Origin of the sequence: Kribbella turkmenica (assembly GCF_004348725.1) — a bacterium.
Classification (GTDB): domain Bacteria; phylum Actinomycetota; class Actinomycetes; order Propionibacteriales; family Kribbellaceae; genus Kribbella; species Kribbella turkmenica.
Window position 1 is genome coordinate 1 of sequence record NZ_SMKR01000217.1, and the last position, 10,904, is coordinate 10,904.

The following is a 10,904-nucleotide window of genomic DNA, read 5'->3' on the forward strand; positions in this document are numbered from 1 at the left end:
GGTCTCTAGCGTCCTTCTCAGCCGGATGCAAGTCCGGGTGCTTCCCCACTTTGGAGGACGTTGTGCTGATCGACTGCGACGCATGTGCGATGAGAGGTCCCGGCTGCCAGGACTGTGTGGTGACCGTGGTGCTGGGCTTCTCCGCCGAACGGGCCGGCGCGCTCCGGATCGACGACGACGAGAAGGCCGCCCTGGACGCCCTGGCCGAGTCCGGGCTGGTTCCCCCGCTGCGCCTGGTGCACGCAGTCAGCAGCGTCCCGCCGGAAACCCCTGACGGGGAAGGCGAAACGGTCGTTGGGTTGGGGTGATCCTTCGTTAATTTTGGATCAAACCCGAGGGTCGAATTGCACTGGTCACGAAACGGTCACTACTGTTACCTCTCGTTGCCTCAGGGTGTCGGCCGATCAGACCGACCGGGCAGCACGAAGCCGATGGGTGACCCGCCAGGTCCCGCAGCGTAGGTTCCGCTGCACCCGGCGTGGTCAATGGGGACGGCGCGAGCAGAGGAAGGGACCGACCGGGCTGTGTCCACCGGACGCATCAACCGCACCAAGGGAATCGCCCTCGCCGCCATCACCAGCACCGCCGTCGTGGCGGGCGTGATCTTCATCCAGGGAGCGGCGGGCGCCGATCCGAAGCCGACCCTGGACGAGGCGAAGAAGCAGGTCGCGGCGCTGCAGCACAAGGCGGAGGTGGCCGGTGAGTCGGCCAACGACCTGCGCGGGCAGATCAGCGTCTCCGGCGCCCGGGTGAAGGCCTTGCAGGCGGCGATCGCCAAGCAGCAGAGCCAGGTGGATGCCGTCAAGCGGCAGATCGGCTCGCTCGCCGTGGCCGGCTACCAGACCTCCGGGATGACGACGACGGCGCAGTTGCTGCTCTCGACGAACCCCGACCAGTTCCTCAGCCAGGCGTCCACCGCCCAGGCCTTCGCCGGCCAGCAGAACTCGGCGCTCCGCCGTTACCAGCAGGCCCAGGGCAAGCTGGGCGACCTGCAGGCCAGCGAGCAGACCGAGCTGGCTGCGCTGCAGGCTGTGCAGGCGCAGCAGGACGCGCTGAAGAAGCAGATCCAGACCAACCTGGACGCCGCCGAGAAGGTGCTCGACAAGCTCAGCGACGAGGAGCGGGCCCGGATCCAGGAGGAGAACGAGCGCGAGGCCGAGGAGGCCCGGGACGAGCGCCCGAGCCGTGACGGCGACCGGATGGACGACCTGCCGGTGCCGGCCAACGGTCGCGCCGGGACCGCGGTCCAGGTCGCGATGGCGCAGCTCGGCGACTCCTACGTCTGGGGTGCCGAGGGCCCGAACTCGTTCGACTGCTCCGGCCTGATGCTGTACGCCTGGGGCAAGGCGGGCGTCTCCCTGCCGCACTCGTCGAAGGCGCAGGCCAGTGAGGGCCGCCGGGTCAGCAAGAGCCAGCTGATGCCCGGTGACCTGGTGTTCTTCTACTCGCCGATCAGCCACGTCGGGATGTACATCGGCAACGGCCGGATGGTGCACGCTCCCCGCCCGGGCAAGCCGGTGAAGACCGACCCGATCGACCAGATGCCGTACACCACCGCGGTTCGTCCGGGCTGAACCGCGCCGTTGTCATACTCGTCGGCTCCGGGGTCTCACCCCGGAGCCGAGTCGTTCGGCCACCGTCCGAGTGCTCTACTGTCAGAGGAGGCACGTAGTGTCCCGCCTGACTGGGGCAGGTGAGCAGCGAGGGGCCGAGGTGATCGACGAACACAGCGACACGGTCCCCCTGCCCGCGGTGCCGCCGCCCGCTGACCGTCCGCCCACGGGCCGTGCCGAGCGGACCGGCGGTGGTGGGGTCCCGCCGGCGTTCGGACCGATCGTGAAGAAGGTCGCGCTCGGCGTGGCCGTCTCCCTGGTCGCCGGAGCCGGGTACGCCGGTCTGCGCCAGATCGCGGACGCCCCGACGGATCCAGGTGCGCCGACGACCGCGGCGTCCCCGCAGACGTCGGCGACCCCGGACGAGGCCGCCGAAGGCGTACGGCGGGCCAGCGCCGGCGGCGCCGTACTGCAGAAGATGGCCGCCGCGATCGAGGGCGACAGCCGGTCGGCGTTCCTGGCGACGGTCGACCCGAAGGCGCCCGAGTTCCGGGAGAGCGCCCGGACGATTTTCGCGAACCTGGACAAGCTCCCGGTCACCGGCGTCCGGCTCCGCTACGTGAGCGACGACACCGGCGCCCTCACGCCCGAGCGCCGGACGGCGCTCGGCGGCACCGAGTCCTGGCTCGCCCAGGTCGAGGTCTCGTGGCAGCTGTCCGGGTACGACACGAAGCCGGCCCGCGAAACCCTGCCCGTGACGTTCGTCACCCGGGACGGGACGACGTACGCCGCGTCGTTCTCGGAGCGGTTCGTCGCCGGTCAGCGGCGGCCGATCTGGACACTCGGTCCGCTCGACGTGGCCAAGGGTGATCACAGTCTGGTGATCAGCCTCGACCCGGACGCCGACGCGGAGAGCTACGTGTCGGCCACCGACCGCGCGGTCGACTCGGTCAGCAAGGTCTGGGGCCGGAACTGGCGGCGGAAGGTGGTCGTCTACCTGCCGGCCAAGCAGGCCCAGATGGAGTACGTGCTCGGCGCGCAGCCGAACACCTACACCCAGATCGCGGCGGTCACGATGGCCGAGCTGGACACGCCGCAGGCCGGCGCGCCGGTGCGGATCGTGGCGAACCCCAAGCTGTTCGACGAGCTCGGCAAACAGGGCCGCAAGATCGTGCTGACGCACGAGACCACCCACGTCGCGTCGACCGCGACCGCGTCCCCGGTGCCGTTGTGGCTGGCCGAGGGCTTCGCCGACTACGTCGCGTTCAACGCCGTACCCGTGCAGGACGAGTCGGCGGCGAAGGAACTGTTCAAGGCCATCCGGGCCGGCAAGGTGCCGTCCGCGCTGCCGGGCCCGGAGGCGTTCGCCGCGTCGTCGGCGGAGCTGCCGCAGGCGTACGAGTCGGCGTGGCTGGCCTGCCGGCTGATCGCCGAACGGGAGGGCCGGAGCACGTTGGTCAAGTTCTACCGGGCGGTCCACGCGTCGAAGAGCTCGACCGGCCTGGCCGACGCGTTCAAGTCCGTCCTGGGGATGACCGAGCAGGAGTTCGTCGCCGAGTGGCAGCAGTACCTGAAGAGGCTCGCCGGTGTCTGAGGCGGCCGCCCGGTGGACACCACCCGCGGTCGCCGTCGTGCTCGCTGTCGCCCTCGCCGTCGTCATCGGGGTCACCACGCCGTGGCACCTGATCGGCCTGCCACCGGCTGATCCGGCGCTCGACTTCACCGCTGCCGAGATCGCCCGGCAGAACGCGTTCCGGCACGAGTTGTTGCCGTGGTCAACGACTTCCTGGGTGCTGTCGGTGCTCGTGCCGTTGGTGATCGGCTTCAGCCCGATCGGCCGTCACCTCTACGACGTGATCCGCAGCCGCCGGTGGTGGGTCGCCGTACCGCTGCTCGTCGCCGGTCTCGGACTGCTGACCAGCGTCGTCACCGTGCCGACCGACGTGATGGCCGAGCGGGTCAGCCGCAAGTATGGTCTGTCGGTGCAGGACTGGGGGCTGTGGACCCGCGACCGCGCGGTCAACTGGCTGTTGATGTCGCTCGCGCTCGCGGTGATCGCGGTCGGTCTGATCGGGCTCGCGAAGCGCTGGCGCACCTGGTGGTGGTTGCCTGCGGCAATCGCCGGTGCGGTGCTCGTGCTCGGGGTGTCGTTCGCGTACCCGGTGCTGGTCGAGCCGCGGTTCAACGAGTTCACCTCGATGCCCGCCGGCGCGCAGCGCGACGACTTCATGAAGCTGGCCGCGGACGACGGCGTACCGGTCAGGGACGTCCTGGTGGCGGACGCGTCCAAGCGGACGACGGCCTTGAACGCGTACGTCTCCGGCTTCGGCTCGACCCGGCGGCTGGTCGTCTACGACACCTTGCTGAGGGACGCGCCGCCCGCGCAGGTCCGGCTCGTGGTCGCGCACGAGCTCGGCCACGCCGCGGAGGACGACGTCCTGCACGGAACCCTGATCGGTGTGCTCGGCTCGGCGTTCGCCGTGCTGCTACTGAAATTGTTGCTCGGGGCACGGATGTCCGACCCGCGCCGGACCGCGTTGCTGCTGGCGATGATCGTCGCCGGGACGACGCTCGCCGCCCCGGTGCAGAACCTGGTCAGCCGCCGGATCGAGGCTCGCGCCGACTACCACTCGCTGCGGCTCACCGCAGACCCGCGGAACTTCGTCGCCCTGCACCACCACCTGGCGGTGACGAACATCTCCGGGCTGGACCCGCGCCGCTGGCGGTACTGGATGTTCGCCAGCCACCCGACCTCACCCGAGCGGATCGCGATGGGTCGCGCCTGGGGCGACGAGCAGGGCACGCCCGTGCCGCCCTTGGTTCGCCGATGACCGTCCTCGTGGTCACCAACGACTTCCCGCCTCGCCAGGGCGGGATCGAGACGTTCGTCCGCTCGTTGTGCGACGAGTTGCCCGAGGTCGTGGTCTACACGTCCCGTTCGCCGGGCGACACGACGTACGACGCCGACCTGCCGTTCACCGTCGTCCGCGACCGTACGGCGGTCCTGCTGCCGACGCCCCGGGTCACGAGGAACGCCGTCCGGCTGATGCGTGCGCACGGCGCGGACCGGGTGCTGTTCGGGGCCGCCGCGCCGCTCGGCCTGATGGGGCCCGCGCTGCGACGGGCGGGGGCACGGCGGATCGTGGCGATGACGCACGGGCACGAGACGTGGTGGGCCGGCGTACCGGGAGCGCGTCAGGCGTTGCGGCGGATCGGCGATGCGGCCGACACGCTGACGACGGTCTCGTCGTGGTGCGAGGAGCAGATCGCGCCGGCTCTGTCCCCGGCCGCGGTACGGCGAATGCGGCGGCTGACGCCCGGGGTCGACACGGACCGGTTCTCCCCGGAGTGTGGGGGAGAGGAGGTCCGGAAGGGGCTCGGGCTCGAGGGCGTGCCGGTGGTCGCATGTGTGTCGAGGCTGGTCCCGCGGAAAGGACAGGACACGCTGATCCGGGCATGGCCCCGGGTGCTGGCCGCCGTACCGTCGGCGGTCCTGTTGCTGGTCGGCGGTGGTTCGGATCGCGCACGGCTGGAGGCGTTGGCGGAGTCCACGGGCGTCGCCTCCTCGGTGGTGTTCACCGGCCCGTTGCCGTGGACGGACATCCCGCCGTACGTCGATGCCGCGGACGTGTTCGCGATGCCGTGCCGGACCCGGCGGTTCGGGTTCGAGCCGGAGGCGCTCGGGATCGTCATGCTGGAGGCGTCGGCCACCGGCAAGCCGGTCGTGGTCGGCGACTCCGGGGGAGCGGCCGACACAGTCCGGCACGGCGAGACGGGCTACCTGGTCGACCCGTACTACCCGCCGGCCGTCGCCCTTCGTCTCGTCGAGCTGCTCACCGATCCCGCACAGGCCAAGGCGATGGGCGAAGCGGGACGCGGCTGGGCTCGCGAGCACTGGTCGTGGGCACGCAGCGGAGCGACCCTCAGGGAATTGCTGGACACCTAGTTCCAAGGATCGTGTACTCTGGTCGACATGCATCAGGTGTCCCGACTTGCCGCAGCCGTACGAGCTCATCGCTCTCCGGCTGCCGCTGCCTGACTTCTCGACCTCCCACCCGGCGACCGGAAACGGTTCGCCGGTGTTGTTGTTTCCGCAGCCTGGTGGTCTGGTTTCCGGTCCCTCGAACGACAGGACCAGGACCATGAACATCAGCAGGACCTTCATCGACTTCTTCCTCGACCGCGGCCACGTCCCGACCACCGGGTCCACGCTCATTCCGCGGCTGGGTGATCCGGTGCTCTTCACGACCTCCGGGATGCATCCACTGACGCCGTACCTGGAAGGGGAACCCCATCCGCTGGGGCGCAGACTCGTGGGCATCCAGCGATGCCTGCGCACCACCGACCTCGACGAGGTGGGGGATCCGGCCCACCTGACCGTGTTCGAGATGCTCGGCTCGTGGTCGCTCGGCGACTACGGCAGCAGCCAGACGCTCCGCTGGGGCCACGAGTTGCTCACCCGGCACTTCGGCATCGACCCCGGGCACCTGTACGTGACCGTGTTCGGCGGCGACGGCCAGGTCCCGCTGGACCAAGAGTCGCTGCGGACCTGGCAGGAGCTCGGCCTGCCGATCGAGCTGACCACCGAGGACAACTGGTGGTCGAACGGCCCGACCGGACCGTGCGGCCCGGACTCGGAGATCTTCGTCTGGACCGGCGAGGGTGATCCGGAGGGTACGCCGAGCACGGACAAGCGCTGGGTCGAGGTCTGGAACCACGTGATGATGCGCTACCGGCGGCACGACGACGGCTCGCTGGAGCCGCTGACCCAGCAGAACGTCGACACCGGGCTCGGTCTCGAGCGGCTGACGATGCTGCTGGAGGGCAAGGACTCGGTGTACGAGACCTCGCTGTTCGAGCCGTGGATGCGGATCGTCCCGGGGCTGTGGCGGCTGGACGAGCAGTCGCAGCGGATCGTCATCGACCACCTGCGGTCCAGCATCGTGATCGTCGGCGACGGCGTGCACCCGTCGAACACCGGCCGCGGCTACGTGTTGCGCCGGCTGATCCGCCGGGTGCTGACCGTCCTGTGGCGTGACGACGAATCCCGGACGCTGTCCGACCTGCCGATGGAGCTGTTCGAGCACACGTTGAACCACTTCCACCAGGGCGAGACGGTGACGCTGGTCCGCCGCATCCTGATCGACGAGGAAATCCGGTTCAGCAACCTGCTCGACCGCGGCCGGAGGGTGCTCAGCCACGAGCGTTTCCACAAGTCCCTCGAGGACACCGACTACGAGTACCTGCACGAGACCCACGGGCTGCCCCGGGAGTTGGTCGACTCCCTGCTGCAGCCCACCGCCTAGGCCGAGGTACGGCGAGCACCGGGGGACGGGCCAGGATCCCGGGGCCGTGGACAGGGAACAACCTGTGCTCGGGCTCCGGATCCGGTGTCAGCCCCCGGTCAGACGCCGGCGGGGTCCAGGGTGCGCGGGGTGTCGGAGTCCGGGATCTCCGGCGGGGCGACCTTGCCGACGGAGAACTGGGCGACGAACGCACCCGCCAGCACGATCACGCCGCCGACGATCTGGTTGGTCCGCAGGGTCTCGTTCAGCAGGATCCAGGCGAAGATGCTGGCGGCAACGACCTCGACGTACGCGACCGCACCGCCCACCGCGGCGGACAGCCGTTGCACGGCGGCGGCGCCGGCGAGGTAGGCGACGACCGTGCTGACGACGATCAGCCAGCCGGCCAGCACCCAGCCCGGCGCCGATCGGTCGCCGATCGCGATCGTCTCGACCAGCGCGTGCCACGGGACGCCCCAGGGCGCCGAGATCACGGTCAGCACGACCGCGCCGACGACGCTTCCGGCAGCTGTCATCACCAACGGGTCCGCGGCCCCGGTCAGCTTGTCGATCAGGATGAAGTACGTCGCCTGGCACGCGGCCGCACCGAGTCCGGCGACCAGGCCGACCACGTCGAGCTTGAGTCCGGACCAGATCTCCACGACCGTCGCGAGGCCGAGCAGCGCGATCCCGACGCCGACCGCGGCCGTCCGCGGTACGGCGATCCGCTGCCCGAATTTGAGGTACGCGACCACGAGCACCGGGCCGGTGAACTCGAGCATCAGCGCGACCCCGACCGGCAGCCGGCTGGCCGCGATGAAGAAGAGCGTCTGGCACCCCGCGATCCCGGTCAGGCCGTACAGGACGAGGGCCCGCCACGAGGTCCGGGCGGCCCGCAGCCCGCTGAGCCCGCGGAAGATCAGCACGAGCGGGACGAGCAGGGCCGCGGCGCCGAGGATCCGCAGCCAGGCGGCCTGTTCGGGAGTGAAACCGGCCCCGATCAGCGCCTTCGCGAACGGCCCCGAACCACCGAACGTGACCGCCGAGAACACGGCGAAACCGAGCCCCACCGACTTCGTGCTGTACATGGGCATAACATTCTCATGCCCATTACATCTCTGTCGAGATGCTTTCTCGGGAGGCGATCACAGCAGGCTTAGAGCACGTTCACGGCGCGGGCGGCGACGACCGCGACGGTGAGCAGCGAGATCGCCGACTGGATGCCCATCAGCGTCTTCACCCGTGCGGTCAGCGGCATCGTGTCGGTCGGACTGAACGCCGTCGCGGCGGTGAAGGCGACGAACAGGTAGTCGGTGAACCCGGGCAGCCAGCGCTCCCAGCCGGGCAGGTCGACGGTCATCTGCGGGAACAGCAGGTCGGCCCGTTCGGGCTCGCGCTCGTGCTCGGGGGCCCGCGCGAACGGGCCACCGCGGTCCATCTCCCAGTACCAGACCGCGAACGCGACCACGTTCGTCACCCAGATCAGCAGCACCGCCTTCACCAGCACGATGCCGTCGTTCGCGTCGCCGGAACCCAGGTAGAAGATGAGCCCGCCCAGGTACAGCGCGTTGACGAGCACCAGGACGGCCAGCAGCACCAGTTCGACCCACCGCAGCCAGGGCTCGTCCCTGCGCAGATGAAACGGGTTGGCCCACACGAGCGGTAGCAGCAGCGCCGCACCGAGTGCCGGCAGGGTCCATCGCGGCAACATGACGATCTCGGTCGGCACGAGCAGTTGCAGGACGAGGACGACCACGACCGCCAGCGAAGCCGGCCATCTTCTGATGTGGGTCACCAAAGCATTCTGACCCTGCGGAGCCACTATCCGACGGAGGCGTCGACCACTGCTTGTCCGACGTCGGTACGGCGGTAGTGCACCTGATGACCCGTACGGCGCCGAGTCGCCAACCCCGCTCCGTGCAGCGCGGCGAGGTGTTCGGCGACCGTGGCCAGAGCGAGTCCGTACTGCTCGGCCAGCGCACTCGTCGTCGCCGGCGGATCCAAGGCGACCAGAAGAGTGGCGCGAGTGCGGCCGAGCAGACGGGCGAGCGGGTCCGGTGGAGCGGGCGCGTCCGACCACAGCCGGGCCGCGCCGCGCGCCGGGTAGACGACCGTGGGCTGGTACGTCGGGTCGACCACCATCACCAGGTACGGCCAGGCGAAGACCCCGGGCACGAGCAGCAGACCCTGACCGGTGAGCTCGCGGCCCGGTTCGCGGTACCGGGTGGCGATCAGGCGGTCGTCCTCCCAGGTCAGCGTCGGATGCAGGTCGTCGAACAGCGCCGCCAAACCGCCGTCGGTGAGTTGCCGGCCGCGGTAGGCGATGTCGTCCTCGAGCACGCGGCTGATGAGCGGCCAGTCGGGCCGGATCAGGGTGGTCCAGGCGCTCTCGATCTCGTCCGCGAGCCGCTCCCGGGTGCCGGGCAGGTCGGTCAGCATCCGGTCGATCTCAGCCGCGCCGGGGTTGTCGAGCTCGTCCCGCGACCGGATCAGCTCGGTCCGCACCCGGTCGAGCGGCGCGCTGCGGACCCGGGCGATCTCGGTGGCGAACTTCGCCCGGGAGGCCTTCGGCGGCGGGGTGAGGAAGTCCGGCGTGAAGCCGACCCGCGGCAGCAACGCCTTCAGCCCGCGCAGGTCCAGCGAGGCGGCCGCCTCGGCCTTGGCCGCGACCCACGGCGAGTACAGCGGCCGGTGCCGGGACCCGTGCAGTACCCGCACCGCCGACATCGTCTCCCACAGCGGGGAGGCGCCGAACCGGCAGCGCAGCGCATCGCCTTGCGTGAAGCGCAGTACGGTCATCGCCTTGAACTTTCGGCCACAACCAAAACTCTACTCCCGGCCCGGCCGGACCGGAGACGCTCGGCCGGTGACCACCAGCCGCCGGCCAGCACCCGGCTCCGCCTCACCCGGGCCGATCCCGAGGACCGGTTACGCGGCGGTGCTGGCAGTTCCCGGGATGCGAAGCATCTTCGTCGCGCACACCGTCTCGATGGTGGGGACCGTCGCGGCGCAGGTGGCATTGTCGATCCTGGTGTTCGAGCGGACCGGGTCGCCGTTGTTGTCGGCCCTGGTGCTGGTGTGCTCGTTCCTGCCCTACGCCCTCGGCGGGATCGTGCTGTCATCCATCGCCGACCGCTTCCCGGCGCGCCGGGTGCTGGTGATCTGTGACCTGCTGAGCGCGCTGTGCATCGGCCTGATGCTGATCCCCGGTCTGCCGGTCGGCGCCCTGCTGGGACTGCTGCTGCTGACCGGCATCGTCGCACCGATCTTCGCCGGCGCCCGCGCCGCCAGCCTCGCGCACCTGCTTCCGGCCGGGCTCTTCCCGATCGGTCGTTCGTTGCTCCGGGCAATCAGCCAGGTGACGGTGCTGGCCGGGTTCGCGCTGGGCGCCATCGCGGTGGCGGCGATCGGACCGACCTGGCTGCTCGCGCTCGACGTCGTCACCTTCGCCGCGTCCGCGCTGCTCATCGGCGTCGGTACGCCGTACACGCCGCCGCCGGGGGAGCAGCAGCGGAACACGGTCAGCGACTCGTTGACCGGGCTTCGCTACCTGTTCACCACCCGGCGGCTGCGCACGCTGATCCTGCTGACCTGGGTGGCGCCCGCCTTCTCGTCGGTCCCCGACGGTCTGGCGGTCGCCTACACCGCTCAGACCGGCGCCGCGGCCACCTCGGCCGGCGCCCTGTTCACCGGTTACGCGGCCGGCACCGTACTCGGCGAGCTCGTCGTCGCACGGTTCACCCCTTCCGTGCGGCGACGGCTCGTCGTCCCACTGCTGATCGCGAGTCAGGTGCCCGCGATCGCCTTCCTGGCAACGCCGCCGGTCGCGGTCGCGGCTGTCCTGCTGGCGGCCTCCGGCGCCGGGTACGCCTTCAACCAGGCGATCGACCCGATGATCCTCGCGACCGTCGACCCGGCGTACCGCGGGCGGCTCTTCACCGTCCAGACCAGCGGCCTGATGGCGATCCAGGGCCTGAGCATCGCGCTGGCGGGCCTCGTCGGCACGTGCGTCAGACCGAACCTGACCATCGCGTTCGCCGGCATCCTCGGTACGACGATCGTCCTG

10 protein-coding genes are annotated in these 10,904 nt (G+C 70.3%); 7 read left to right on the top strand and 3 right to left on the bottom strand.

Annotated elements, in window-relative coordinates:
* The first annotated feature begins 119 nt into the window (after window positions 1–119).
* From E1218_RS32405 to E1218_RS32430, 6 genes are all read left to right on the top strand, one after another.
* A complete protein-coding gene (locus E1218_RS32405) occupies window positions 120–308 on the top strand; it encodes a hypothetical protein (protein ID WP_325052872.1) in 189 nt (62 codons plus the stop codon).
* A 216-nt stretch (window positions 309–524) separates the two neighbouring features.
* Window positions 525–1,574, top strand: coding sequence for a C40 family peptidase (locus tag E1218_RS32410; protein ID WP_132326860.1), 1,050 nt, complete (start codon window positions 525–527; stop codon window positions 1,572–1,574).
* Window positions 1,575–1,671: 97 nt separating this feature from the next.
* Window positions 1,672–3,147, top strand: a complete 1,476-nt coding sequence (locus E1218_RS32415; protein WP_132326861.1) for a hypothetical protein — start codon at window positions 1,672–1,674, stop codon at window positions 3,145–3,147.
* Window positions 3,140–4,384, top strand: a complete 1,245-nt coding sequence (locus E1218_RS32420) for a M48 family metalloprotease (RefSeq protein WP_132326862.1) — start codon at window positions 3,140–3,142, stop codon at window positions 4,382–4,384. The genes E1218_RS32415 and E1218_RS32420 overlap by 8 nt, the downstream gene beginning before the upstream one ends.
* Entirely contained in the window at window positions 4,381–5,499 is a 1,119-nt protein-coding gene (locus E1218_RS32425) for a glycosyltransferase family 4 protein (protein ID WP_132326863.1), read from the top strand. The genes E1218_RS32420 and E1218_RS32425 overlap by 4 nt, the downstream gene beginning before the upstream one ends.
* A 196-nt stretch (window positions 5,500–5,695) precedes the next feature.
* Window positions 5,696–6,859 (top strand): alanine--tRNA ligase-related protein, encoded by a 1,164-nt coding sequence (locus E1218_RS32430; RefSeq protein WP_132326864.1) that lies wholly within the window; start codon window positions 5,696–5,698, stop codon window positions 6,857–6,859.
* A 98-nt stretch (window positions 6,860–6,957) separates the two neighbouring features.
* Here E1218_RS32430 and E1218_RS32435 read toward each other — a convergent pair whose 3' ends face one another.
* The 3 genes from E1218_RS32435 to E1218_RS32445 all read right to left on the bottom strand — a co-directional run bounded on the left by E1218_RS32435 (window position 6,958) and on the right by E1218_RS32445 (window position 9,637).
* The gene (locus E1218_RS32435; protein ID WP_233712614.1) at window positions 6,958–7,926 is read right to left on the bottom strand and encodes an EamA family transporter; all 969 of its coding nucleotides are present in this window, start codon (window positions 7,924–7,926) and stop codon (window positions 6,958–6,960) included.
* 68 nt (window positions 7,927–7,994) lie between these two features.
* Entirely contained in the window at window positions 7,995–8,633 is a 639-nt protein-coding gene (locus E1218_RS32440) for a DUF1345 domain-containing protein (RefSeq protein WP_202866310.1), read from the bottom strand.
* A 26-nt stretch (window positions 8,634–8,659) separates the two neighbouring features.
* Entirely contained in the window at window positions 8,660–9,637 is a 978-nt protein-coding gene (locus E1218_RS32445; RefSeq protein ID WP_202866311.1) for an ArsR/SmtB family transcription factor, read from the bottom strand.
* 139 nt (window positions 9,638–9,776) lie between these two features.
* Between E1218_RS32445 and E1218_RS32450 the strand changes: the two genes are divergently transcribed.
* The coding region (locus tag E1218_RS32450; protein ID WP_267900343.1) for an MFS transporter at window positions 9,777–10,904 on the top strand (1,128 nt) is incomplete at its 3' end.

Excerpts from the sequence above, each read along its gene's own strand:
- E1218_RS32425 (WP_132326863.1), top strand. The coding sequence starts at position 4,381 with ATGACCGTCCTCGTGGTCACCAACGACTTCCCGCCTCGCCAGGGCGGG.
- E1218_RS32430 (WP_132326864.1), top strand. The coding sequence starts at position 5,696 with ATGAACATCAGCAGGACCTTCATCGACTTCTTCCTCGACCGCGGCCAC.
- E1218_RS32435 (WP_233712614.1), bottom strand. The coding sequence starts at position 7,926 with ATGTACAGCACGAAGTCGGTGGGGCTCGGTTTCGCCGTGTTCTCGGCG.
- E1218_RS32445 (WP_202866311.1), bottom strand. The coding sequence starts at position 9,637 with ATGACCGTACTGCGCTTCACGCAAGGCGATGCGCTGCGCTGCCGGTTC.